Origin of the sequence: Methyloversatilis sp. XJ19-13 (genome assembly GCF_024580155.1) — a bacterium.
GTDB lineage: Bacteria > Pseudomonadota > Gammaproteobacteria > Burkholderiales > Rhodocyclaceae > Methyloversatilis.
Genome location: NZ_JANINH010000002.1, coordinates 123,781 through 146,644, shown reverse-complemented (window position 1 = coordinate 146,644; position 22,864 = coordinate 123,781). Strand labels below are relative to the sequence as shown.

Here is a 22,864-nt window from a genome sequence, read left to right as displayed (position 1 = left end):
CGCGTGCAGAGCGGCCCGACTCCCCCGAACACTCCGCCGCCGCACCTCGAAGGGTGCGGCTCCTTGCATGTGCGCGTATCACGCGCAATCAGGAGGGCGCGCCATGGTTTTTGAAGCCGGACGCATTTTCGAGCTGGTCGGCTGGCCGGCGGTGCTGCTGGTCGCGTGGCTGGCGGGCGAGTTGGCACATCGCGGCCTGAGCGTGCCGCGAGTGTGCGCCTACTCGCTTGCCGGCATCGTCAGCAGCGCGCTCAACACCGTTCAGGCCGACGCTCAAACCACTGCCGCGCTGTCTTTCCTGGCCAATTTCGCGCTCGGCCTCTTCCTGTTCGAGTTGGGTCACCGTATCAATCTGCGCTGGCTGGTCAACAACCCGTGGCTGCTGGTCAGCGGTATTGCGGAATCACTGCTGACCTTCTTCGTGGTGCGCGGCATCGCACTCGCCATGGGGCAGCCGGACGATATCGCCATGGTGCTGGGCGCGCTGTCGGTCGCGACCTCGCCCGCCGCACTGGTGCGGGTGGTGAATGACCTGCGCTGCTCCGGTCAGGTGACCGAACGCGCGCTGCACCTGTGCGCAATCAACTGCCTGATTTCGGTGCTGCTGATGAAGGGCGCCATCGGCTACTGGCAACTGCTGGCGTCGGGCAGCGTGGTCAATGCGCTGTGGAACAGTGCGGCCATCCTCGCGGTTTCGGTCGGCTGCGGCATCCTGATCGGCATTCCCCTGCCCTGGCTGCTGCGCCGGCTGCGCGCCGACGAACGCGGTGTGACGACGGTGTTCGCGCTGGCGGTCATGCTGGTGACGTTGCTGACCCAGGGCGTCAACGTGTCGCCGCTGCTCGCCGCATTGACGTTGGGCATCCTGATCCGCCGCCGCAAGCTGCTGCTGACGCCGGCGCAACGCAACTTCGGGGTGCTGGGCGATCTGCTGACGGTGTTCCTGTTCGTATTCGTCGCAGGGATGGCAACCTGGCCCACCACCGCGACTGCGCTGGCGCTGGCGGTGCTGATGTCCGCCGGGCGCATCGCCGCCAAGGTGGCGGCGACCGCTGCGTTCGCCCATGTCAGTGGCACCAGCACGCGCAAGGGGGCGCTGACCGGCTTCGCGCTGGCACCGCTGTCGACCTTTGCGCTGCTGCTGCTCGAATACAGTCGCAGTGCCGGCTTCGGTCTTGCCGAAGGCGCACTGTCAGCGATCGCCGGCATGGTCATCGTGATGGAGTTCGTCGGACCGCTGTTTGCCCAGTGGGCGCTGATGCTGGCCGGCGAAACGCAGCATGAGGAGCGCGCCTGATGCTACTCGAAACCTTCCACGCCTCGTCGGCGCTCAGCATGGGCGTCGAGCTGGAGCTGCAGCTGGTCGGCGAACACGATCGCGACCTCGCCTCGGCGGCCACCGACCTGCTTGAACTGGCGCAACGCACCCGCTTTCCGGGTGACATCAAGCCGGAAATGACCGACTGCATGATCGAGGTGGCCACCGACATCCATGATCATCACGCCGGTCTGCTGAAGCAGCTCGAAGCGATGCGCGATGTGCTGCTTGCCGCATCGGCCCGGCTCAACGTGTCGCTGTGCGGCGGTGGCACACACCCCTTCCAGCACTGGACCGAGCGGCGCATCTTCTCGACGCCGCGCTTCCAGCACCTGTCGGGGCTGTACGGCTATCTGGCCAAGCAATTCACCGTGTTCGGCCAACATGTACATATCGGCATGCCGGACGCCGACAGCGCGCTGCGCGTGCTGCACGCATTGAATCGTTATGTGCCGCACTTCATCGCGCTGTCGGCGTCGTCGCCGTTCTCGCAGGGCAGCGACACGCTGTTCGATTCGGCCCGACTCAATTCCGTGTTCGCCTTTCCGCTCAGCGGTCGCGCCCCCTTCGTGCTCGACTGGGGGCGCTTCGAGCGCGATTACTTCTCGAAGATGGAAGACACCGGCATCGTGCGCAGCATGAAGGATTTCTACTGGGACATCCGTCCCAAGCCGGAATACGGCACGATCGAGCTGCGCGTGTGCGACACGCCGCTGACCGTGGAGCGCGCCGCCGCGATTGCGGTCTATCTGCAGGCGCTGTGCTGCAGCATCCTGGCCGGCGACGAACCCGATCCACTGGAGGACGACTACCTCGTGTACACCTACAACCGCTTCCAGGCCTGCCGCTTCGGCCTGGATGGCCTGATGGTGCATCCGCGCAGCCACGCCGCGCTGCCGCTACGGGACGACATTGCGCTCACGCTGGAACGCCTTGCCCCGGCAGCCGACGCCCTGGGCAGCCGCGCCGCGCTTGAATCCCTGCACCGCATGGTCAGGGGCGGCGGCAACGATGCCACCCGCCTGCGCGCAGTCCATGCCCGATCGCGCAACCTGCTGGCCGTGGTCGACGACGCTGTCGCGGCTTTCGCGCAATGAGCGCGGCCGATCTGCTGTTGTGGCTGATCGCCGGCCTGCTGGTTCTGGTCGGGCTGGCCGGCGTCGTGCTGCCCGCCCTGCCCGGCATTCCGCTGGTGTTCGGTGGCCTGCTGATGGTGGCCTGGCTGGACGATTTCCAGCGTATCGGCGGCGTGACACTCGCCGTGCTCGGCGCCCTCGCCGTACTGGCCTGGCTGATCGACTTCGCAGCCAGCGTGATCGGCGCCCAGCGGGTCGGCGCCAGTCCGCTGGCACTCGTCGGGGCAGCCATCGGCACCGTGGTCGGGTTGTTCGGCGGATTGATCGGACTGCTGTTTGCGCCGCTGGCAGGCGCGGCGATCGGCGAATTCATCGCCCGCCGCGATGCGCTTCAGGCGGCGCGCGTCGGGCTGGCCACCTGGCTGGGCATGCTGCTGGCCGCTGTCGCCAAGGTCGCCATTGCGTTCATGATGCTGGGCATCGCGCTGGCCGCCTGGCTGTTCTGACTTACCGACCGGCGCCGGTCACTGCGGCCTGTTGCCGCCGGTATAGATCTCCTGCAGCGAACGTCCGGGCGTGCCTGACGAACTGGCAGGGTCGGTCGGCGAGCCTGCGTCGGACGAACCACCTGCGGGCCCGCCCGCTCCGGTTCCGCCTGCTGCGGCATTCGCCGCCGTACCGCCGCTGGGCATCGGCACGAACAACCAGTCAGCATGGCGGCGCTCACCAGGCTTGCCGCGTGCCACCGGCGTGGCGTTGAGCGCGGTGGGCGCGGCGGACGACACGACGGCACCCGGTGCCGGTACCGGTGCCGCATTCTTCAGCGAGCTGGCGACCTTGTCGCCGGTGGCATCGACCCAGGCCGGCAGCAGCGTGATGCGGGCCGGTTGTTCCGACTTGCTGTAGACCGCGCGGATCTGCCCGCCGCTGATGACCAGACCCCAGTCCTGACTGCGCGTCATCGGATCGAAATAGAGCTTGCGCAGGTGGCGCAGCGGTGTCGGCTGGCGCTTGTCTTCCAGCAGATCCTGCAGGGTGGCGGGATAGCGCTTGGGTTCGGCGGGCGACGCGTCGAAGTAGCGCTGCAACGCACGCGAAAACTCGCCGCCGATGAACAGCAGCTCGCGCTCGCGATCGGTCTGCGCCAGCGTGCTCCACAGCAGCGCACTGCCGGCGCTGGCAATACCGAGGGCGGCGACGGCAAACAGCAGCAGCAGATAGGAAAACCCGCGCTGCGACGTCGACCGGCGAACGCGCCCGCTCATCGGATCACAGCTCGGAAAAGGCCGTGCCGTCGCGCGACGTGCCTTCGGCCCCGCTCTTCAGGTCGGCCACGCCGCCGTCGGTCGCGCTGTCACGCGGCGGCACGACGATCCAGGTGTCGGCGCTGTCGGTCACCGGGTCAAACGGCAACTTGCGCAGATACTGGCGTTCGACCAGTTCCTGCAGGCTTTGCGGATATGCACCGCGATCCCCGCGGAACTTGTCGATCGCATCGCGCGTAACGGCCAGCGTCTGTTTCAGCGTGGCTTCGCGCGAGCGGTCGAGGTGTTCGAAGTAGCGCGGCGCGGCCAGTGTCAGCAGCACCGCGATGATGGCCATGACGACCAGCAGTTCGATCAGCGTGAAACCACGTGAAAACAGGGGCTTGCGCATTCACCAGTTCCGGTAGGCAATGCCGTTCAGGCCAGTGCGGCCGGACAGCGAGAACACGTCGAAGACATCGGCGCCCGGCGTCGGCTCGTCAGGCGGGCTGGCATAGCTGCGCAGCCCCCAGGTCTGTTCCGCCGGCGTGCTCTTGTCGGTGTGAAAGGGGTCACGCGGGATGCGGCGCAGGAAATAGATCTTGACGTCGTTCGGCTGCTTGACGTCCTTCACGCCGTTGACCAGTACGTCGAGGCTGGGTGGGTAGCCACTGGCACCCACCTTCTTCTCGATGCGGCCTTCATCCCAGGCCTTGCGGTAGTCGTCGAGCGCCGTGCGGATCTGCCGCAGCGCGGTGCGCAGTTCGGATTCATCGGCACGCACGCGTGCCAGTTCCACCATCGGCATGGCCATGGTGGCGAGCACGCCGATGATGGCGATCACCACCATCAGCTCGATCAATGTAAAACCGCGGGAGAGACGTGAACAGCGAAGCATGAGCCGAGGTTAACACAACCCCATCACGATGCCGTGACAGGTCCCGCGCAGGCAGGGTTCAGCTCAGGTGGCTGCGCCAGGGCTGGACGCCTTCGTGTTCGAGCATCCAGACGTAGCGCTGGGAACGCCACTCGCGCAGTGCATTGAGTGCAATATCGAAATCGCCGTAGGACAGCCGGTACAGCTGCTGCAGGTCGAAAGGTGCGTCGTGTTCGAGTGCGTCGAGCAACTGGCGGAAGATTTCCGCGCTGGATTCATTGGCTGTGGCGTGGGCTTTTTCGAACACGGCTTGCAGGTGCATGAACGCTCTCCCGGGTCGATTTGGTGAAGATGGCAAAACGGTTACAGCGTGATCTAACACGAAATTCCTGCGTCCATCTATCGCGCTGTAACCCTGTTCTCGATCCGGTTTCGGCAAAGCCTTGTCAGGCGTAGCCCTCAGGGTTGTTGTGCTGCCAGTTCCAGGCATCGGCGCACATCTGCGTAAGATCCCGCGCTGCAACCCAGCCCAGAAGCCGGTTTGCGAGGCCGGGTTCGGCGTAGCACTGGGCGATGTCACCCGGCCTGCGCTCGACGATGTCGTACGGCACCGGCCGGCCACTGGCAATTTCGAAGGCACGTACCACGTCGAGCACGCTGTAGCCTCGTCCGGTACCCAGGTTCACCGTCAGCAGGCCAGCCTGCTTCTGAAGATAGTCAATGGCCCGCACATGGCCTTGCGCCAGATCAAGCACGTGGATGTAGTCGCGCACACCGGTGCCGTCGGGTGTCGGCCAGTCGCCGCCGAACACGCGCAGCCGCGCCAGCTTGCCGACGGCCACCTGGCTCACGAAGGGCATCAGGTTGTTGGGCAGGCCGTTCGGGTCTTCGCCGATCAGGCCGGATTCATGCGCGCCGACCGGGTTGAAGTAGCGCAGCAGCGCGATGCGCCACGAAGGATCGGCTGCACTGAGGTCGCGCAGCACGTGCTCGACCATCCACTTGGAACATCCGTAAGGGTTGGTCGGGCCGGTCGGAAAGTCCTCACGGATCGGCACCGATGCCGGATCGCCATAGACCGTGGCCGAGGACGAGAAGGCCAGCGTCTTCACGCCGGCTTCGGCCATCACCTCGCACAACGCCACGGTGCCGCTGACATTGTTGTCGTAGTACTCGAGCGGTTTGGCGACCGACTCGCCGACGGCCTTCAGGCCGGCGAAATGGATGACCGCGTCGATCGCGTGTGCCGAGAACACAGCGCGCAGCGCAGCGCGGTCACGGACATCGGCCTGCACGAACGCCTCGACCGGGCGACCGGCGATCTGTCCGACGCGCCGCAGCGACTCGTACTTGCTGTTGCACAGGTTGTCGACCACGACCACATCGTGGCCGGCCGACATGAGTTCGATGCAGGTATGCGAGCCGATATAGCCCGCACCCCCGGTGACCAGCACGCGCGACATGGATGCTCCCGGAAAGGAAAAACTGGAACTCCGCAATGGAGTCGGAGGCGACGGGCCGCACAACGGCCGCCCGTCGGGGAAGGATCAGTGCTGGTGACCGTGCTCGCCGTGCACGTGACCGTGCGTCAGCTCTTCCGCCGACGCCTTCCGGATTTCGGCCACGGTGCAGGAGAACACCAGTGCGGTGCCGGCCAGCGGGTGATTGCCGTCGATCACGATACGGTCATCGGTGATGTCGGTGACGGTGTACAGACCTTCTTCCTCGCCATCCGGACTGACGCGCTCGAACTGCATACCGACTTCGATGTTCTCCGGGAAGTTCGAGCGCGACTCGATCTCCACCAGTTCTTCGTCGTACTCGCCGAACGCATCTTCCGGTTGCAGCTTGACGACCACTTCATAGCCGACGGCCTGGCCTTCGAGCGCTTCCTCGATCGGCTGGAAGATGCCGCCATAACCGCCATGCAGATAGGCGAGCGGCGCAGCACCCGAGTCGACCAGATTTCCGTCCGGATCGGTCACGCTGTATTTAAGAGTGACGACCGAGTCCTTGGTGATGAGCATTCCTGATTCCTTTCGTATGGAGTGCGCGCACGCATTCGAGGATTTCTCCTGCGTGCCCGCGCGGATTCACGCCGTATTGCGCGTAACGTATGACACCTTTCCGGTCGATGATGAAGGTCGAGCGGGTCATGCAGAAACGTGACCGGCCTTCGACCTCGCGTTCGCGCCACGCACCATAGCGCCGGCTGACCTCGGCGTCGACATCGGACAGCAACCTGAACGCCAGTCCATGCCTGTCGCGGAATTCTGCATGAGTGAACAACTCATCGCGACTGATCCCCACGACGATGCAGCCGCAGTTCCGGAAATGTTCTTCGAGATCGCTGAATTCGATCGCCTGGGCGGTGCATCCCGGCGTGTCGTCCTTGATATAGAAGTAGAGCACTGTCAGATGCCGCGCCATCTGTTCGCGCAGATCGAACAGTTCGAAATCGGCGTCCGGCAACTCGAACAGCGGAGCGGGTTGTCCTGCATTCAGCATGCACACCTCCCTGCCGCGCACGGCGCGCATAACGGCTCCCGGATGATGCGGCGGATTCTACCAGCGCAATCCGGCGACAAGTCATGAAGGCGCTGTAAGAAAAGCTGACGCTGCTGTGCACAAAAAAGGGCATGAAGCACAGATCAAGCACAGGGCCACATGCGGGCCGATTCAGGGTGAAGAACGACAAACCTTTTTATTTCATGAACTTGGGAAACAATCCAGAATCCGGACTATCGCTGCCACCTGACGGCACGCCGCTTGCTTGTCAACCTCCGGGATCGACCGCCTGTCACCCGAGGCAATCACAGAGAGTCCGGTTTCATGCAGTTGCAATTGAAAGCGTCTCGAATGGTTGTGTCAGACAGTCGTTCTTGCAAAAATTTGTTTTGCGATCTGTCACTTTCTTGAAAGGTACGGAAATGAAGAAATCTCTACTGGCAGTAGCCGTAACCGGCTTGTTCGCCGTATCAGGCGCCCAGGCTGCAACAGACTGGGGTGTTCATGACTCCATCGAAACAGCGATTCCGACTATCGCTGCAGGCGCTTTTTCGGAAATTTTCGAATTCTCGCTGACGTCGGTCACCTCCTTGACAACGTCCATCTCGTCCGTCGAGGTGCTCTCCTTCCTGAACATTTCCGACGGCATCGTTTATCTGTACAAGGATATGGGTGCAACTGACGCTTTCGTGTCGGCCTATGGCTTCGGCAGCAGCAGTTTCACGGCCAGCTCGCTGGCTGCAGGCGATTACTACTACAAGGTAACCGGTACGGCCACGGGCTCCGGTGGTGGCGTTTTCGCACTGGTGTCGACCACGGCACCGATCGCAGTCGTGCCGGAAGCGGACACCTACCTGATGATGCTGGCTGGCTTGGGCATGATCGGTCTGATGGCAAAGCGTCGCATGAGCTGATCGGCTTCAGCCCTTCAACAAGAAAGCACCTTCGGGTGCTTTTTTGTTGTCTGGAAGACCCCGGAAAGTTCGCTGCAATGCAGCACTGTCAGAAACTTCGACGCCTGGATGCATGACCTAAGTCGTAGGGCACAGACAGTCACAAAGTGCTGAAACCATCCGAATTTAAAATAAAGTTTATTTAATTCATGGCCTTGAAATAAAGTTCACTTCAAAAAAAACCATTTCAGGGTACCTTCGCCTCGATTTTGACGTGTAACAAATCTCGACATTTGGTTTTCCGCAGTGCAAAGCGCTTGCAGGGTGATCGATAACTGTATAAAAATACAGTCAACGAACATTCCTGTACCGAACCATGGTCTCAAGCGTCCTGACGGCCCGTCAGCAACAGATCCTGCAACTGATACGCGATGCCGTCAGCGAACGCGGCAGCCCGCCCACCCGGGCAGAAATCGCGCAGGCATTCGGTTTCCGCTCCCCCAATGCCGCAGAAAGCCATCTGCGGGCGCTGGCACGCAAGGGCGTCATCAGTCTGGACGAAGGTCGTGCACGCGGCATCCGGCTGACCGAATCTCCAGGCATCCCGCTGATCGGCCGGGTGGCGGCAGGCAGCCCGATACTGGCCGATGCGCATGTGCAGGGGCGCTACCAGCTCGACCCGGCAATGTTTTCACCCCGTGCCGACTACCTTCTGCGGGTGCGCGGCCAGAGCATGCGCGACGCCGGCATCCTCGATGGCGACCTGCTCGCTATCCATGCCACGAACGAAGCGGTGAATGGCCAGATCATCGTCGCCCGCCTGAGCGAAGAAGTGACCGTGAAGCGTTTGAAACGGCTCGGCTCACGCGTCGAACTGCTGCCTGAAAACCCGGAGTTCCAACCCATCGTGATCGATACGCAGCGCGATCCGCTGGTGATCGAGGGCGTGGTGGTGGGGCTGATCCGCAACGGCAGCCTGGTTTGACGCAATGACCACGCGAGCGTTCAGCCTCTTGCGGCACCCGTCCCTCTGGCGAGCCGGCGACGTGTCACCGAGCGTACCGAACGGCATCCCGACCGGTCATGCCATGCTGGATCACGCTCTGCCGGGCCAGGGCTGGCCGGTCGGCGAAATGACCGAACTGCTGACCGATTGCAGCGGCCACGGCGAACTGTCGCTGCTGATGCCTTTGCTGGCCAGAGCCGAAACGGAGGGCAACTGGCGGGTCTGGGTGGCGCCACCACATCTGCCCGGCGTGTCTGCGCTGGCGGCAGCCGGCGTACGGTCCCGGCACTTGATCGTGGTACGGGCAGATACAGCGGGTGAGCGGGTTTGGGCAATGCGCCAGGCATTGCGTTCAGGCGTCTGCTCGGTTGTCGTCGGCTGGCTCGACCGCGTCGACAATGCACTGCTGCGACGGCTGCAGCTGGCGGTACGCGAGGCGGCGATTCCGCTCATCCTGTTCCGTCCGCTGCCGCAGGCACAGCACGCCTCGCCTGCGGCACTGCGGCTGCAGCTGTCGGCCCGCGCAGCCGGCGTGCTGCGCATCGACATCCTGAAACGGCGCGGTGCACCGGCAAACCAGCCGCTCTACCTGCAGGGAGCAGGTTTCGATGCGCCGCCGGCCATGGCACCGACGCGCTGTGCTGCTCCACCCGCGCTGGTGCTGATCGCATGAAGCCCCTGCCGTCACAAATCATCCTGAGAACGACGGTTGATCGGCGTCGTGAGCATGGTTCGCGGGGCGCCCCGCCAGCCGTGCACGCGGCATCGAAGCGTTCGCAGCCGGAGGGTGACGCTCCGGAATACGACGACAGTGTCGCTGGCAAAGACTTTCAATTCAAAAACATGGTGAGCGGTCAAATGAGGTTTTCAGGATCATGCGCTGGCTGGCACTCGTCTTTCCCGACTGGCCCATGCAGGCCCTGTTCCGCAACCCTTCGCACACCCGTCCGCTGGCTGTGGCGCACCGGCAGCGCGTGTGCGCGCTGGACGCGACGGCACTGGCACAGGGCGTGCGCCCCGGACAGGGCGTGGCCGACGCACTGGCAATAGCCCCGGATCTGCTCGTACGACCGAAATCCTCCGAGGCCGAGCGCTCTGCACTGCGTGAAGCTGCGGGCTGTACGCTGCGCTACACACCGCGGGTCGTGCTGGAAGATGACGGCCTGCTGCTCGACATTGCCGGCAGCACGCGGCTGTTCGGCGGGCTCGACGCCCTGCTGCGCCATCTGCGCAGCGATCTGGCTGCGGCCGGTTTCCGGGCGCTGAGCGCCTGCGCCCCCACCCCGCGCGCGGCACGCTGGCTGGCGCGCGCCGCGCCCGGTCAGTGCGTCGCAGACGATGATCACGCCCTGGCCGAAGCCCTGGCCGCCTTGCCGCTGCGTGCGATGGAAGCCGATGCGTCACTGCTCGCCCTGCTTGCCGACAGCGGCCTGCGTACCGTGGGTGAGGTGATGAAACTGCCGCGCGATGCCCTGGCACGACGCGATGCTGCCGGACTGCGCCGCCTGCTCGACCAGGCGCTTGGCCAGCAACCTGATCCGCGGCCGTATTTCGAGACACCACCGCAGATCGACAGCCGGCTCGAACTACCGATACCGCGACACGACATTGACGTGCTGCTGTTCGCGGCCAACCGGCTGTTCAACGCCTGCTGCACGCAGCTGGCCGCCGTGCATGCCGGCATCGAAAGCTGCCGGCTCGAACTGGAACACGAACATCATCCGCCGACCGTACTGACGCTGACACTGGGCACGCCATCGCGCGACGCCCGTCGCATGGCGCTGCTGACGCGCGAACATCTGGCACGGCTCGCCTTGCCCGAAGCCGTCGGTGCGCTGCGTCTGAAGGCTGCGCACTGGATCGAACTGGCTGGGCGCAGCGAAGACCTGTTCGGCCCACTGGCCCCCTCGCCCGCCCGGCGGCAGGAAGCCGGCAGGCTTCTGATCGAACACCTGCGCGCCCGGCTTGGACCTGACCGGGTGTACGCACTGTCCGCCTGCGCCGACCACCGGCCGGAACGGTCGCAGCAGCAGGTCGAGCCCGGTCCGGGCACGTCCGCCGCTGCGCAAGGCGGCAGACGCCCGCTCTGGCTGCTGCCCGAACCCCGGTTGCTGCAGACCCTCCGCAACCAGCCGTGGCGCGGCGGACCGCTCGAACTGGTCAGCGGCCCCGAACGCATCGAATCCGGCTGGTGGGACACCGATGGGGAAGCCAGTCCGGGCGACGCGCTGCGCGACTATTTCGTCGCGCTGGGCACCGATCACGCTCAGTTGTGGATCTACCGCGAGCACTTGCCGCCACACCGCTGGTATCTGCACGGGCTGTTCGCGTGAAGTAGCATCCGCCTGGATGACCGATATCGCGAGCGCACATGAACACCCTGGAAACATTGAAATCCACCTTCGCCCAACCAGGCTGCGTGACCTGGATCGGGGTAAGGCCGGCGCGACTGAAGCCGCTGCAACCGGTCGAATCGGTACAGGCCATCGAGGCACTCGGGCTGGAAGGCGACCACTACGCCAGCCCGGGCGGCAAGCGCCAGGTCACGCTGATACAGGCCGAGCACCTGCAGACGGTAGCCGGCCTGCTCGGTACGGATGTCGTCAGCCCGGAACAGGTGCGGCGCAACATCGTGGTCAGCGGCATCAATCTTCTGGCGCTGAAGGGCCGCCGCTTCCAGCTGGGCGAAGCGCTGCTGGAATACACCGGCACCTGCGACCCCTGCTCGCGCATGGAAAGCAATCTGGGCCGTGGCGGCTACAACGCGATGCGCGGACATGGCGGCATCACTGCACGGGTACTGCGCAGCGGTCGTGTCGGTCTGGGTGACGCCGTGCTTGCCGGCGACGATTGAACCTGAAGACATCAGTTGATCGGCGCCGTGAGCAGGTTTGGCGGAGAGCACGGCAAGGCGCGAGGACGCGGCAGGATGGCGCCCAGCAAGGACGCGCAACGCGGTCGGGCGGCCCGCCGGCCATGCCCGCGGCCTCGCAGGTCTCATCCGAAAGGTGAAGCTCCGGAGAACCACAACCGACGCGACGGCCAGGGCTTTGAAGAGTATGGCAAGCGGTCAGCCGAGGTTTTCAGGATGAATGCGTCCGGCAGTCTGCCGCGCAGGCCATAATTCGCCCCAACACAACAGGGAGACAGCCGGATGGACAGACGACGCATGCTCACGCGCTTGCTGGTGGCCGGCAGTGCCGCCCCGCTGGCACTGGACACGCTGGTACGCGAGGCGCTGGCCCGCGACGACCGCCCCGGGCTGCGCGGTTTCCGTGGCAACGTGACGATCAACGGCGTGCCGGCGAAATTCGGCATGCCGGTACATCCGGGCGACACGGTACGCACCGGCGCGGGGTCGGAAGCGATCTACGTGATAGGCCGCGACGCGTTCATGCAGCGTGGCAACTCGCATGTCGCCTTCGGCAGCGGCGTTGCCGCCGACCTGATGCGCGTCATCACCGGCCGCCTGCTGTCGGTGTTCGATCGCGGCCAGCGGCGAGTCGCGACCCCGGCGGCCACCATCGGTATCCGGGGCACTGGTTGCTATATCGAAACGGCCGAGGACCAGACCTACTTCTGTCTGTGCTACGGCGAAGCCGTCATCGCGCGCAACGGTGACCCGGGGCAGACCGAAACCATCCAGACCCGCCATCACGACAAGCCGATGTGGCTGCGCGACAAGCCGGGCGGCGACATGATGTCGGCCGCCAAGCTGATCAACCACACGGATGCTGAGCTGACCCTGCTTGAAGGACTGGTCGGCCGCAAGCCGCCCTTCGCCGGTGTCGGCTGGCCACCAGGCGAAGGGTACTGAGCACCGCCGCGCAGCCGGCTTCAGGCTGGCGGCGCCACCTTCATCACTTCGCCCAGTGTGGTCACGCCCTGGGCGATCTTCAGCGCGCCGGACACGCGCAGCGGATACATGCCTTCGCGATAAGCCTGTTCGCGCAGCGCGGCAATGTCGGCGCTGGCGGAAATCAGGTTCTTGATTTCCGGCGACATCAGCAGGATTTCGTAGATGCCGATGCGGCCAGCGTAGCCGGTCATGCGGCATTCCAGGCAGCCGACCGACTGCATGAAACGATCCGGACGGCTCGCCTTCCACGGCGACACCAGCTCGTTCCAGGCCTGCGGATCGGTTTCCTGCGGCGTGGCCGGCTTGCGGCAGTGCGGACACAGCGTGCGGACCAGCCGCTGCGCCATCACGCCGAGCACCGTGGCGTTCAGCAGATAACTGGGTACGCCCAGATCCATCAGGCGGGTAATCGCCGACGGCGCATCGTTGGTGTGCAGTGTCGACAGCACAAGGTGACCGGTCAGCGCCGCCTGGATCGCCATTTCGGCGGTTTCCAGGTCGCGTATCTCGCCCACCATGATGATGTCCGGGTCCTGCCGCATCAGCGACCGGATGCCGGCCGAAAAGGTGACGCCGATGTCGGCCGATACCTGCACCTGATTGAACGATGGTTCGATCATTTCGATCGGGTCTTCGAGCGTGCATACATTGACCTCGGGCGTGGCGAGGTTCTTCAGCGTCGAGTACAGCGTGGTGGTCTTGCCCGAGCCGGTCGGACCGGTCACCAGCACGATGCCGTTCGGCTGCGTCGTCATGTTCTTCCAGCGCCGCGCGTCCTCGTCGGAAAAGCCCAGATCGCGGAAGTCGCGCACCAGCACTTCCGGGTCGAACACCCGCATCACCAGCTTTTCGCCGAAGGCGGTCGGCAGCGTGGACAGGCGCAGCTCGATTTCCTGGCCGTCGGGTGCGCGTGTCTTGATGCGGCCGTCCTGCGGCCGGCGCTTTTCCACCACGTCCATGCGGCCCAGTATCTTGATGCGCGAAGTCATCGCACCCAGTACCGGCATCGGAATCTGATAGACCTGATGCAGCACGCCATCGATCCGGAAGCGCACGACGCCGAAGTCGCGCCGCGGTTCGATGTGGATGTCGCTGGCGCGCTGCTCGAAAGCGTATTGCCACAGCCAGTCGACGATGGTGACGATGTGCTGGTCATTGGCATCGAGCGGCCGGTTGCTGCGGCCCAGTTCGACCAGCTGTTCGAAATTCGATGCGCCGACACCGCTGACATCACCCCGCTTGGCCGCACCCTTGACCGACTTCGCCAGACTGTAGAACTCGACCACGTAGCGGGCGATATCGTCCGGGTTGGCGATGACGCGCCGGATCGGTCGGCGCAGGATCGGCGCCAGTTCCTTTTCCCATTCGTTCATGAAGGGCTCGGCGGTCGCGATCACCACCTCGCGCGCCGAAGCCTGGACCGGCAAAATGCGGAAACGATTGGCGTAGGCGCTCGACACCACCTCGGTCACAGCTGCGAAATCAACCTTCAGCGGATCGATGTGGTAATACTCGTGACCACTCCAGCCGGCCATCCATTCAGTCAGCGCATCCAGGTTGAGCGGGCGGTGCGGCGGATGCAGCGAGCGCCATTTCTGCTGCGCCAGCACGACGAGCGGATGCTCGCCGCCTCGCCAGTAGCGGCGGTCGTGCATGAAGGTACGCGCCACCGCATCGCCCAGCAGGCCATCGGCCACCATGGCGTCGACAAGCTCCTGCAGGGTCAGTTTGTGTTCGCGCTGCTCAGTGCCGGATGCGGCTGCTGTCATCGATTCCTCCTGTTGCGTCCGACTATAGCCGAGCAGCAGATTGATCCCCGTCGGGTGCAATCAAAATTTCAAGCAAAAAATTCTCGTGTTGTCGTAACATGCACTTACAGGGTCAGACTCTGTCTGGAATCGTGCACCAGACAGCAGGAATAAAAGGCAAATAAATGCCTCTCCAGTTCGCCTGATTGGCGACGTTTTTCAGCATGCTTTTTTGTCGGCTATTCCGACGGAGGCTGAAATGGATCTGTTGACCCCGTGCAATACGGAGCGTATGTCGTGCGCGCCGTTTGAAGCTTCGATTCCGAACACCGTTGACTCAACAGTCGCTCATTCTCTGCCTGTCTGCATCGCCAGGGCGGACGCTCCACTGCAGCTGCAGGAAAAGCCGCGCATACACGTCGACAATGTCGTGCAGTTCGGTGCCGCACCGCGCGGACCGCGCCTGCTTTCGACTCCCCTTGTGACTTCGCGCTATGACGCGGACACCCGTGCGCTGTGGATGTACGCGCATCCGGTGGGCCGTCCCTGCTTCACGCCTGAACTGCTGGCTGACGTCGTTGCCCAGCAGCAGGAAGTGGAACTGGCCCCCGGTACGGTGGATTTCTTCCTGAATTGCTCATCCGTTCCCGGGGTCTATAACCTTGGGGGTGACCTCGACCTGTTCCGCCGGCTGGTCGAAGCCGGTGACCAGCAGGCACTGATGCGTTACGCCCAAGCCTGCATTCGCGCCATCAACAACAATGTCTCCGGTCTGCACGCCGATGCGGTGTCGATGGCGGTCATCCAGGGGGATGCACTCGGCGGCGGTTTCGAGGCTGCGCTGTCCTGCCATGTAGTGATCGCCGAGCGCGGCAGCAAGCTGGGCTTTCCGGAAATGATGTTCAACCTGTTCCCGGGCATGGGCGCCTACAGCCTCGTGGCTCGCAAGGCCGGACCACGGATCGCCGAGGATCTCATCCTCAACGCCCGCATCATGAGTGCCGAAGAGATGCACGCGCTTGGCCTGGTCGATCATCTGGCCGAGCCGGGCACCGGAGAGCAGGTGGCGCGCAACGTGATGCGCTCCATGAGCTCGCAGCTCAAGGGTTTCCGTGCCTTCCAGCGCGCCAAGATGCACGCTTTCATACGCCTGACTTACCAGGAACTGGAGGACGTGGTGCGCGAATGGGTGCGTGGCGCGATGAAGCTCGACCGGCGCGACCTGCGCACGATGGAGCGATTGGTCAAGGCACAGAACCGGCTGCACGCCGGTCCGGAAATCGTCAGCGCCTGAAGAACTGTCATTCCGGGGCACGACTGTGCCCCGGCTGCTTTTCTTTCAAAGCGCACAACCGGGGCAACAGCGCGCCTTCGCACGCGTTCTGTCAGTTCGCGTACTTCACCGAGCAGCCATAGGCGCGTGTCACGGGTTTGGTAACCGGCTTTCCGTCCAGCACCTCATTGATGGCCAACCGCGCCAGCGGCTCGGCCTTCGGAATGTCGGCCGGGTCGGTCGATGCAATGCTGTCGATACCCCCCATGTAGGCCAGTTTGCCGTCCGGCGCGATCACATACATGTGCGGCGTGACCTGCGCACCATAGGCGCGGCCGATGGTGCCTTTCGGATCGAGCACGAAATGCGTCGGTGACGCATTTCTGTCCGCCGTCTGCCTGAGCGCCGTTTCGCCATCGACATGCCCCTGCTCGCCCGGCGCCGAGCTCGCCACGGTCAGCCACACGGCACCCTTCTTGGTCGCGTCGCGCTGCAGCTTCTGCATTTCGCCGCTCTTGTACCACTTGACGACATACGGGCAGCCGTCGTTCATCCATTCCAGCACCACGGTCTTGCCGGCCAGTCCGGACAGCGTGACGGTATTGCCTCGGGCATCCACACCCGTAAAGGCAGGCGCAGGTTCGCCGACCTTCGGCGCGGCGAGCGCAGCCGCCGGCAGCAGTGCAAGTGCGGCCGACATCAGCAGGCGGGACGTTCGGGGACTGAAGAGCATGGTCATTCCTCCTTGAAAGGATCAGGAACCGATCCGGTCGAGCACGATCTGCTCGGTCAGGATCTGCGGAAGCACCGCCGGCGATGCGCCGGCCGGCGGGAAATAAACGTAGAGCGGCACGCCGTCGCGGCCGTGCTGGCGCAGAAAATCGGTGATGAGCGGATCACTGCGCGTCCAGTCACCCTTCATGTACGTGATGCCGCGCGTCGCGAACGCCTGCTGTACGCCAGTAGTCGACAGCGCCACCTTTTCGTTCATCAGGCAGGTGACGCACCAGGCCGCAGTCATGTTGACGAATACCGGCCTGCCGGCTGCGCGCAGTTCGCTCAGGCGCGCGGGCGCATAGGGTTCCGATCCGGCCGCTGCAATGCCTGCCGACGGTCCGGTACCGGCTGGCTCGGGTGCTCGGGCGATGCCGACTGCGGCAATCAGTGCCACCAGCAGTGCGCCGGTACGCCACGTGCCGGCGTTTGACGCGCCGCCCTGCGCAACCCCCAGCAACCAGGCGGCCAGTGCCAGCAACAACAGCACGACCAGTGCCATCAGCACGCCATCGGCGCCGGATTGCTGGCTCAGCACCCACACCAGCCAGGCGGCCGCTGCGTACATCGGAAAGGCCAGCGCCTGCTTCATTCGGTCCATCCACGGACCGGGTCGGGGCATGCGGCGCGCCAGACCCGGCACGAAGGCGAGAAGCGCATAAGGCAATGCCAACCCGACGCCCATGGCGACGAACACCGCAACGGTCTGTGCCGCCGGCGCTGCAAGCGCGAACGCCAGCGCTCCTCCCATGAAGGGCGCGGTGCACGGTGTGGCGACGACGACCGCGAGGGCGCCGGTGAAGAAGCTGCCGGACAGGCCCGGTCGTGATGCCAGCGCACCCCCGGCGGACGCGAATCCGCTGCCGAAGCCGAACACGCCGGACAGATTCAGTCCGATGACGAACAGCAGCGCCGCCATGGCGGTCACGAACACCGGTGACTGGAACTGGAAGCCCCAACCTGCCTGCAACCCTGCCGAGCGAAGTGCGAGCAGCACGCCGGCCAGCAGCAGGAAAGTGGTCACGACACCGGCGCAGTAGGCAAGCGACTGCGCACGCACCGTGCGCTGCGCGTGACCGCCCAGACGGGCGAACGATAGCGCCTTGATCGCCAGCACCGGGAACACGCAGGGCATCAGGTTGAGCAGCAGACCACCGGCCAGCGCGAACAGCACGGCCCAGGCGAAGCCGAAGCCATCTGCCACCGGCGCTGCGGCGGGCGCCAACCCAGCCGGCGCCGGCAAGGGCGCGTCGCCGCCCGCAAGCAGCACGACGGGCGCACGTTGGGTGGCCGCTCCGGGCGTCGCCACCCAGAGCGCGCGGGTGATGCCATCGCGGTCGCGCACATGGAGCACGCCGGACAGCGCGCGTGTCGGATCGAACGCTGCGCCCGGCTGCAATGCGAGTGCCGCGCGGCCGTCTGCAACCGTCAGCGTCTGCGCCGCGCCATGTTCGACCTGGCCCCAGTCTGCCGGCAGCAAGTCAGCCTCGACGATGGCGTCTGCGCCGGGGCCGCTCAGCGTCAGCACGGCGTCCGCGCTGACCGCCGCCTGCCAATCAGCCTTCACGGGAACCGCATCGAGTGCCGCATCGAACAGCGGCGCCTCGGCGCTGCGGGTCGCCACACCCGCCGGCAGCGTCAGCCTGAACACGCCCTCTTCCGGAATGCAGATGTCCTTGCACACCAGCCAGCCGGCTTTCGCCGTCAGCGTCTGCGGGCCGTCAAGGCCGGCCGGAAGTGTCACGCTGAAGGGCAGCAGCACGTCACCTTCGTGAATGAAGGTGGTCACCGGCCCGTCGACATGTCGCTTCGGCGCCGGCCAGCGCAGATCGCTCACGCTGCTGCCGGCCGGCGCATACAGCTCGATGCGCGGCGGCTGCCCGGCGTCGCCCGGATTCATCCAGTAGATATGCCAGCCTTCGGCCAGGCGCAGATGCAAGGCGAGATCGACCGTATCGCCGGCACGCGCAGCATCCTGTGCCGATACCATCGTGACGATGGCGCGCGCGCTGACGACCGCGCCGCTTTCCAGCGCCGATGCAGGCAACTGGATGAGCACGGCCAGAAGCAGCAACAGACGGATGAAAGTGGCGCGCATGGTCAGGCAAGGGATCGTTTTCCGAGTCGTCGGTTCCTGAAGCGGCGTCAGCCAGGAGGTGAAAGCCGTCACCGCAGCAGAAGCGCACGCATCCCGTCGCGGTGAAGTTTGTGTGAGGACTCGGTGATTCGGGCTGCCTAGCATCCGGACACCGGTCAGCTGCTCATGGTCCGGCTCATCCTTCATATCCCGGAGTATCCACATGTTCCCCTCCTCATTGCGCATCTCCCGTCTCACGGCAGCCATGGTGCTGGTCGGTCTCGCTTCGTCGGCCCAGGCGGCCCTCGTCGACGTCACGGTCACCGTGGAAAACCTGGTACCCGCCAACGGCATCAGCTTCGCTCCACTGCACTTCGGATTCAACAACGGCAGCTTCGACGCCTTCAATCTGGGCAGCGTCGCGACCGAGTCCATCATTTCGGTCGCCGAGGGCGGTGCGGGTGGTGCATGGCAGGCGGCCTTCGCCGCAGCCGACCCGACAGCAACCCGCGGCACGCTGGGCGGATTGTTGCAGCCAGGCGGCACGAGCAGCGCCACCTTCACCATTGACAGCTCCCTGAACCGGTTCTTCACGTTCGCGGCCATGGTCGTGCCGAGCAACGATTTCTTCATCGGCAACGATTCGCCGATGCGCTACCAGCTGTTCGACGCAGCAGGCAATCTGGTCATCAATTCGATCAACCAGACCGCACGGCAGATCTGGGATGCCGGCTCCGAGGTATTCGACCCCGCCGCGTCGGCGTTTGTCGGCAACAACGACCTGCGCGCACCGCAGAACTCGGTGGTTGCGTTCAATTTTGCCGAGCTCGCTGCCTACAACGGCCTCACGACTGCGACCGGCTATACGCTCGACAGCACACTCGCGGCCGACACCAGCATTTATCGCATTTCGTTCGCTGTTGCGCCGGTACCGGAGCCGGAAACCTACGCAATGATGCTGGCCGGCCTGCTCGTGATCGGCAGCGTTGCGCGCCGGCGCCTCGGCTGAACGCGGTCGACAAGCTTCACGCCGGCGTGAAGTCAGTCGGCGGCAGACCTGCTAGTCTCGATTTTTAAGCCTGCCGGGCGCCAGACCGATGAACGAGCATGTGTTGCTTGTCGAGGACGACAATGCCATCGCGGGTACCCTGCGTCTCCATCTGGAAGGCGCAGGGTACCGCCTGCACCGCGAATCGGACGGGCTGCAGGCCATCGCCGCCATTGATCGCAAACGCTGGGATCTCGTGCTGCTCGACCTGATGTTGCCGGGTGCGGACGGCTGGGACGTCTGTCGCCACCTCAAGGCAAGACACGCAGACATTCCGGTCATCATGCTGAGTGCCCGTACGGCGGAGGCTCACCGCGTGCTCGGGCTCGAACTCGGTGCCGACGACTATCTCGCCAAACCGTTCTCCATGCTCGAACTGGTGGCACGCGTACGCGCGCTGCTGCGCCGCGTCGAGCAGCTACGCAGTGCACCGTCGGTCGCCGTTGACGTGCGCTTCGGATCGTTTCGACTCGACACGCAGCGACGCGAATTGGCGCGCGATGACGTGCCGATTCCGCTCACCCTGCGCGAATTCGATTTGCTGCACTTTCTGGCACGCCATCCCGGGCAGGCTTTCAGTCGCGGCAGTCTGTTGCAGCGCGTCTGGGGAACCGGCTTCGATGGCTACGAACACACGGTCAATTCGCACATCAACCGCTTGCGCAACAAGATCGAGGACGACCCGAGAAATCCGCAGCGCATCGTGACGGTCTGGGGCGTCGGTTACCGATTCGAGGACACCGTGCCGTGATCCGTTCGCCCTCGTTCGCGACACGTCTCATCGTGACCATGGCGGTGCTGCTGCTCGCCTATGGCGCATTTGTCGGCCTGCTCGGACGGCACGTCGCGGCACAGCACGAAAAGGAGTCGCTGCAACGCCTGTCGCACGGGCTGGCCCGTCACATCATCGAACACTGGCCGGACATTGCACGAGCTGATGCGGACGCCACCGACCGATCGGTCCGCGAGACACTGCTGTCGATGCTGATGGTTGTCAATCCAGGTGTTCAGGTCTATGTACTGGACGCCGACGGACGCGTTGCCCACTACATCGGCGAACCCGGCATGGTGCGGCAGCCGCAGATCGATCTGGCTCCTGTTCAGCAGTTTCTCGACGGCGCGCCCTTGCCGCTGTTCGGCACCGATCCAATGGACGTCGGCGTGTCCCGCATTTTCAGCGTTGCGATGTTTGCACCGCGACCCGGCGACCCGAAGCCGCCCGGTTACCTCTACATCGTGCTCGACGGTCAGGCACGCACGATTGTTGCCGGTCAATCCAGCCTGCAGCGCGTCTGGCAGGGCGCTGCGGTCGCGGCCACGCTGGGGCTGCTGCTCGCAGTGGCCAGCGGGGTCATCGCATTCCATCGGCTGACCCGGCCGTTGCATCGCATCGCGCACCGCATGCGCTGCTTCGGCAAGGACGACATCGGGACTGCGGGCGTCGGCGACGTCGTCGCGATGCAGCAAGGCGACGAGGTGCAGGCGATAGACCGCGCTTTCGAGGACATGACCGAAAGGCTGAGGACACAGGGCGCGCGGGAACAGCAGCAAAGCGACGCACACCGGGAAATGATGGCGGGCGTGGCGCATGATCTGCGTTCGCCCCTGACAGCGCTTCACGGTCAGCTCGAAGCACTTGCCGGACACCGCTCGTCGCCGCCTGCAACCTTCGATCGCATCCTGTCGACTGCGCTGGCGCAAAGCGACAAGGTGCGCCGGCTGTCGCAACAGCTGTTCGAACTGTGCGCGTTGCAGTCGAGCGGTCAGTCGCTCAACCGGGAGCGTTTCCGGCTCGACGAGCTGGTGACCGACGCCGTGCAGAAATTCGATCTGACAGACAGCGCCCGGCCGCCCGTCATGCTTCAGGGGCCGCCACCCGGAAGACTTGAACTCGAGGGTGACCTGCAACTGATCGAGCGCGCCTTGACCAACCTGATCGACAACGCCATGCGTCACGCACCCGGCGCCGGGCCGGTGCACGTCAGCCTGAGTCGCAACGGTGTGCTGGCGCAGATCGTCGTCGAAGATGCCGGCCCCGGACTGCCTGAAGATCTGATCGAACGACTCGAACGCGGACAGTCCTTGCGTGACCCGCCGCTGAAACGAAAAAGCGGCGGCATCGGCGGGCTCGGCCTGGCAATCGCCCAGCGCGTGGCCGATCTGCACGGAGGGAGCCTGCGGCCCTTGCCGGCCCGTAACGGGGGCACTCGCCTGTGTCTTGCACTGCCGCTGAGTCTCTGAACAACCCTCAGGGACGCGGTTGCGTCACCGCTTTCCCGACGAAGGCCGCCACGTCGTCAATGACCGGCGCCAGTCCGCGCAGCGGGCGGCCGAAGGCGCCCACCAGGGTCAGGTGATTCACTCCGTCGTAGTAGCGCTCATCGACCGCGACACCCGAATCGCGCAAGGCCTGCGCCAGCCCGCCGGTGTTGCGTTGCGGGTTGACGAGATCGTCTTCCCGCGCGGCGATCAGCAGGCTGCGCGGCGCCGCGGCCGACACGTGCCGGAGCGGTTGCGAGTCGGCGGGCGCCGGATCTTCGACACCCGGGCGGTTGAATACGGGTTTGACGTCCGGATTGGCGATGGGCAGGAAATCGTAAGGCCCTGCCAGACCGACCAGTCCCGCCAGCCGGTCGGTCCCGCGACCGAGCTTGCCCAGCCAGCGCGCGTCCAGCGCCAGCATGGCGGCGTTGTAGGCGCCGGCGCTGTGTCCGGCCACATGCAGCCGACCGGGATCGGCGCCCTGCGCCGCCGCGTTGTCCATCGCCCAGGCAAGGGCTGCGGCACAGTCGTCGAGAAAGGCCGGATACACCACTTCCGGGTACAGCCGGTAATCGGGAATCACCGTGACGATGCCGCGCTCGGCCAGCGCGGCGCCGACGAACAGGTAGTCTTCGCGCCGACCGGCGTTCCAGCTTCCGCCGTAGAAGAACACGACGACCGGCGCCGGGCCCGACGTGTCGAGCGGACGATAGACATCCAGCTTCATGCGCGGGTGCGGGCCGTAGGCGATGCCGGCTTCGCGCCGGTGCGCCAACGGCGCCAGCAGATTCAGCAGACCGGTGGCGGAACAGCCGGCGAGCAGCGGCAGGCCGGCCAGCAAGCCCAGCAAGGGGCGTCTGTTCATGTGGCGAATACGGTTGGTCGAATGCGTCTTCTACCC

The 22,864-nt window shown here is 64.9% G+C and carries 24 protein-coding genes; 13 read left to right on the top strand and 11 right to left on the bottom strand.

Features of this window, described 5'->3' with window-relative positions; translation table 11 throughout:
* Window positions 1–103: 103 nt before the first annotated feature.
* Genes NMQ14_RS03230 through NMQ14_RS03220 form a run of 3 tightly spaced genes read left to right on the top strand, consistent with a single transcriptional unit; the run spans window position 104 to window position 2,900 of the window.
* Window positions 104–1,297, top strand: a complete 1,194-nt coding sequence (locus tag NMQ14_RS03230) for a cation:proton antiporter (protein ID WP_257093438.1) — start codon at window positions 104–106, stop codon at window positions 1,295–1,297.
* Window positions 1,297–2,415 (top strand): YbdK family carboxylate-amine ligase, encoded by a 1,119-nt coding sequence (locus NMQ14_RS03225; protein ID WP_257093437.1) that lies wholly within the window; start codon window positions 1,297–1,299, stop codon window positions 2,413–2,415. Before NMQ14_RS03230 ends, NMQ14_RS03225 begins: the two co-directional genes overlap by 1 nt.
* A complete protein-coding gene (locus NMQ14_RS03220; protein WP_257081694.1) occupies window positions 2,412–2,900 on the top strand; it encodes a DUF456 domain-containing protein in 489 nt (162 codons plus the stop codon). The genes NMQ14_RS03225 and NMQ14_RS03220 overlap by 4 nt, the downstream gene beginning before the upstream one ends.
* Window positions 2,901–2,918: 18 nt before the next feature.
* Here the strand turns inward: NMQ14_RS03220 and NMQ14_RS03215 are convergent, their stop codons facing one another.
* The 7 genes from NMQ14_RS03215 to NMQ14_RS03185 all read right to left on the bottom strand — a co-directional run bounded on the left by NMQ14_RS03215 (window position 2,919) and on the right by NMQ14_RS03185 (window position 7,023).
* Window positions 2,919–3,659, bottom strand: coding sequence for a general secretion pathway protein (locus NMQ14_RS03215; protein ID WP_257093435.1), 741 nt, complete (start codon window positions 3,657–3,659; stop codon window positions 2,919–2,921).
* 4 nt (window positions 3,660–3,663) lie between these two features.
* The gene (locus NMQ14_RS03210) at window positions 3,664–4,050 is read right to left on the bottom strand and encodes a type II secretion system protein (RefSeq protein ID WP_257093433.1); all 387 of its coding nucleotides are present in this window, start codon (window positions 4,048–4,050) and stop codon (window positions 3,664–3,666) included.
* Window positions 4,051–4,536: a type II secretion system protein gene (locus tag NMQ14_RS03205; RefSeq protein WP_257093431.1), complete on the bottom strand. Its 486-nt coding sequence runs from the start codon at window positions 4,534–4,536 to the stop codon at window positions 4,051–4,053.
* A gap of 58 nt (window positions 4,537–4,594) precedes the next feature.
* Window positions 4,595–4,837 carry a hypothetical protein gene (locus NMQ14_RS03200; RefSeq protein WP_069037433.1) on the bottom strand — a complete coding sequence of 81 codons (243 nt, stop codon included), beginning with the start codon at window positions 4,835–4,837 and terminating at the stop codon, window positions 4,595–4,597.
* A gap of 124 nt (window positions 4,838–4,961) precedes the next feature.
* A complete protein-coding gene (gene galE, locus NMQ14_RS03195) occupies window positions 4,962–5,978 on the bottom strand; it encodes a UDP-glucose 4-epimerase GalE (RefSeq protein ID WP_257093429.1) in 1,017 nt (338 codons plus the stop codon).
* A gap of 84 nt (window positions 5,979–6,062) precedes the next feature.
* Entirely contained in the window at window positions 6,063–6,542 is a 480-nt protein-coding gene (locus NMQ14_RS03190; protein WP_069037435.1) for a peptidylprolyl isomerase, read from the bottom strand.
* Complete coding sequence (locus NMQ14_RS03185; RefSeq protein ID WP_257093427.1) at window positions 6,508–7,023, bottom strand: peroxiredoxin; 516 nt, start codon at window positions 7,021–7,023, stop codon at window positions 6,508–6,510. Before NMQ14_RS03185 ends, NMQ14_RS03190 begins: the two co-directional genes overlap by 35 nt.
* A 176-nt stretch (window positions 7,024–7,199) precedes the next feature.
* Between NMQ14_RS03185 and NMQ14_RS03180 the strand changes: the two genes are divergently transcribed.
* The 6 genes from NMQ14_RS03180 to NMQ14_RS03155 all read left to right on the top strand — a co-directional run bounded on the left by NMQ14_RS03180 (window position 7,200) and on the right by NMQ14_RS03155 (window position 12,739).
* Window positions 7,200–7,937 carry an FxDxF family PEP-CTERM protein gene (locus tag NMQ14_RS03180; RefSeq protein ID WP_257093425.1) on the top strand — a complete coding sequence of 246 codons (738 nt, stop codon included), beginning with the start codon at window positions 7,200–7,202 and terminating at the stop codon, window positions 7,935–7,937.
* A 355-nt stretch (window positions 7,938–8,292) separates the two neighbouring features.
* Complete coding sequence (gene lexA, locus NMQ14_RS03175; RefSeq protein ID WP_257093423.1) at window positions 8,293–8,901, top strand: transcriptional repressor LexA; 609 nt, start codon at window positions 8,293–8,295, stop codon at window positions 8,899–8,901.
* Window positions 8,902–8,905: 4 nt separating this feature from the next.
* A complete protein-coding gene (gene imuA / locus NMQ14_RS03170) occupies window positions 8,906–9,595 on the top strand; it encodes a translesion DNA synthesis-associated protein ImuA (RefSeq protein WP_257093421.1) in 690 nt (229 codons plus the stop codon).
* Window positions 9,596–9,797: 202 nt separating this feature from the next.
* A complete protein-coding gene (locus NMQ14_RS03165) occupies window positions 9,798–11,255 on the top strand; it encodes a DNA polymerase Y family protein (RefSeq protein ID WP_257093420.1) in 1,458 nt (485 codons plus the stop codon).
* 38 nt (window positions 11,256–11,293) lie between these two features.
* Window positions 11,294–11,776 (top strand): MOSC domain-containing protein, encoded by a 483-nt coding sequence (locus tag NMQ14_RS03160; RefSeq protein ID WP_257081705.1) that lies wholly within the window; start codon window positions 11,294–11,296, stop codon window positions 11,774–11,776.
* Window positions 11,777–12,076: 300 nt separating this feature from the next.
* Window positions 12,077–12,739 carry a FecR family protein gene (locus NMQ14_RS03155; protein WP_257093418.1) on the top strand — a complete coding sequence of 221 codons (663 nt, stop codon included), beginning with the start codon at window positions 12,077–12,079 and terminating at the stop codon, window positions 12,737–12,739.
* 20 nt (window positions 12,740–12,759) lie between these two features.
* Here the strand turns inward: NMQ14_RS03155 and NMQ14_RS03150 are convergent, their stop codons facing one another.
* On the bottom strand, window positions 12,760–14,550 hold the full coding sequence (locus NMQ14_RS03150) for a GspE/PulE family protein (protein WP_257093416.1): 1,791 nt from the start codon (window positions 14,548–14,550) through the stop codon (window positions 12,760–12,762).
* Between the two features lie 460 nt (window positions 14,551–15,010).
* Between NMQ14_RS03150 and NMQ14_RS03145 the strand changes: the two genes are divergently transcribed.
* The gene (locus tag NMQ14_RS03145; RefSeq protein WP_257093414.1) at window positions 15,011–15,823 is read left to right on the top strand and encodes a crotonase/enoyl-CoA hydratase family protein; all 813 of its coding nucleotides are present in this window, start codon (window positions 15,011–15,013) and stop codon (window positions 15,821–15,823) included.
* A gap of 91 nt (window positions 15,824–15,914) precedes the next feature.
* On the opposite strand, the gene NMQ14_RS03140 is transcribed toward NMQ14_RS03145, so the two are convergent.
* Both NMQ14_RS03140 and NMQ14_RS03135 read right to left on the bottom strand, forming a co-directional pair.
* Window positions 15,915–16,535: a redoxin domain-containing protein gene (locus NMQ14_RS03140; RefSeq protein WP_257093413.1), complete on the bottom strand. Its 621-nt coding sequence runs from the start codon at window positions 16,533–16,535 to the stop codon at window positions 15,915–15,917.
* 21 nt (window positions 16,536–16,556) lie between these two features.
* Window positions 16,557–18,674, bottom strand: a complete 2,118-nt coding sequence (locus NMQ14_RS03135; RefSeq protein ID WP_257093412.1) for a protein-disulfide reductase DsbD — start codon at window positions 18,672–18,674, stop codon at window positions 16,557–16,559.
* A gap of 202 nt (window positions 18,675–18,876) precedes the next feature.
* Between NMQ14_RS03135 and NMQ14_RS03130 the strand changes: the two genes are divergently transcribed.
* The 3 genes from NMQ14_RS03130 to NMQ14_RS03120 all read left to right on the top strand — a co-directional run bounded on the left by NMQ14_RS03130 (window position 18,877) and on the right by NMQ14_RS03120 (window position 21,942).
* The gene (locus NMQ14_RS03130; protein ID WP_257093411.1) at window positions 18,877–19,662 is read left to right on the top strand and encodes a spondin domain-containing protein; all 786 of its coding nucleotides are present in this window, start codon (window positions 18,877–18,879) and stop codon (window positions 19,660–19,662) included.
* 88 nt (window positions 19,663–19,750) lie between these two features.
* Window positions 19,751–20,452 (top strand): response regulator transcription factor, encoded by a 702-nt coding sequence (locus tag NMQ14_RS03125; RefSeq protein WP_257093410.1) that lies wholly within the window; start codon window positions 19,751–19,753, stop codon window positions 20,450–20,452.
* Window positions 20,449–21,942 (top strand): sensor histidine kinase, encoded by a 1,494-nt coding sequence (locus NMQ14_RS03120; protein ID WP_257093409.1) that lies wholly within the window; start codon window positions 20,449–20,451, stop codon window positions 21,940–21,942. Before NMQ14_RS03125 ends, NMQ14_RS03120 begins: the two co-directional genes overlap by 4 nt.
* 7 nt (window positions 21,943–21,949) lie before the next feature.
* Here the strand turns inward: NMQ14_RS03120 and NMQ14_RS03115 are convergent, their stop codons facing one another.
* Window positions 21,950–22,828, bottom strand: coding sequence for an alpha/beta hydrolase (locus tag NMQ14_RS03115; protein ID WP_257093408.1), 879 nt, complete (start codon window positions 22,826–22,828; stop codon window positions 21,950–21,952).
* Window positions 22,829–22,864: the final 36 nt, after the last annotated feature.

Coding starts and splice junctions, on each gene's coding strand:
- NMQ14_RS03230 (WP_257093438.1), top strand. CDS start 104: ATGGTTTTTGAAGCCGGACGCATTTTCGAGCTGGTCGGCTGGCCGGCG.
- NMQ14_RS03225 (WP_257093437.1), top strand. CDS start 1,297: ATGCTACTCGAAACCTTCCACGCCTCGTCGGCGCTCAGCATGGGCGTC.
- NMQ14_RS03220 (WP_257081694.1), top strand. CDS start 2,412: ATGAGCGCGGCCGATCTGCTGTTGTGGCTGATCGCCGGCCTGCTGGTT.
- NMQ14_RS03215 (WP_257093435.1), bottom strand. CDS start 3,659: ATGAGCGGGCGCGTTCGCCGGTCGACGTCGCAGCGCGGGTTTTCCTAT.
- NMQ14_RS03210 (WP_257093433.1), bottom strand. CDS start 4,050: ATGCGCAAGCCCCTGTTTTCACGTGGTTTCACGCTGATCGAACTGCTG.
- NMQ14_RS03205 (WP_257093431.1), bottom strand. CDS start 4,536: ATGCTTCGCTGTTCACGTCTCTCCCGCGGTTTTACATTGATCGAGCTG.
- NMQ14_RS03200 (WP_069037433.1), bottom strand. CDS start 4,837: ATGCACCTGCAAGCCGTGTTCGAAAAAGCCCACGCCACAGCCAATGAA.
- galE (WP_257093429.1), bottom strand. CDS start 5,978: ATGTCGCGCGTGCTGGTCACCGGGGGTGCGGGCTATATCGGCTCGCAT.
- NMQ14_RS03190 (WP_069037435.1), bottom strand. CDS start 6,542: ATGCTCATCACCAAGGACTCGGTCGTCACTCTTAAATACAGCGTGACC.
- NMQ14_RS03185 (WP_257093427.1), bottom strand. CDS start 7,023: ATGCTGAATGCAGGACAACCCGCTCCGCTGTTCGAGTTGCCGGACGCC.
- lexA (WP_257093423.1), top strand. CDS start 8,293: ATGGTCTCAAGCGTCCTGACGGCCCGTCAGCAACAGATCCTGCAACTG.
- imuA (WP_257093421.1), top strand. CDS start 8,906: ATGACCACGCGAGCGTTCAGCCTCTTGCGGCACCCGTCCCTCTGGCGA.
- NMQ14_RS03165 (WP_257093420.1), top strand. CDS start 9,798: ATGCGCTGGCTGGCACTCGTCTTTCCCGACTGGCCCATGCAGGCCCTG.
- NMQ14_RS03160 (WP_257081705.1), top strand. CDS start 11,294: ATGAACACCCTGGAAACATTGAAATCCACCTTCGCCCAACCAGGCTGC.
- NMQ14_RS03155 (WP_257093418.1), top strand. CDS start 12,077: ATGGACAGACGACGCATGCTCACGCGCTTGCTGGTGGCCGGCAGTGCC.
- NMQ14_RS03150 (WP_257093416.1), bottom strand. CDS start 14,550: ATGACAGCAGCCGCATCCGGCACTGAGCAGCGCGAACACAAACTGACC.
- NMQ14_RS03140 (WP_257093413.1), bottom strand. CDS start 16,535: ATGCTCTTCAGTCCCCGAACGTCCCGCCTGCTGATGTCGGCCGCACTT.
- NMQ14_RS03135 (WP_257093412.1), bottom strand. CDS start 18,674: ATGCGCGCCACTTTCATCCGTCTGTTGCTGCTTCTGGCCGTGCTCATC.
- NMQ14_RS03130 (WP_257093411.1), top strand. CDS start 18,877: ATGTTCCCCTCCTCATTGCGCATCTCCCGTCTCACGGCAGCCATGGTG.
- NMQ14_RS03125 (WP_257093410.1), top strand. CDS start 19,751: ATGAACGAGCATGTGTTGCTTGTCGAGGACGACAATGCCATCGCGGGT.
- NMQ14_RS03115 (WP_257093408.1), bottom strand. CDS start 22,828: ATGAACAGACGCCCCTTGCTGGGCTTGCTGGCCGGCCTGCCGCTGCTC.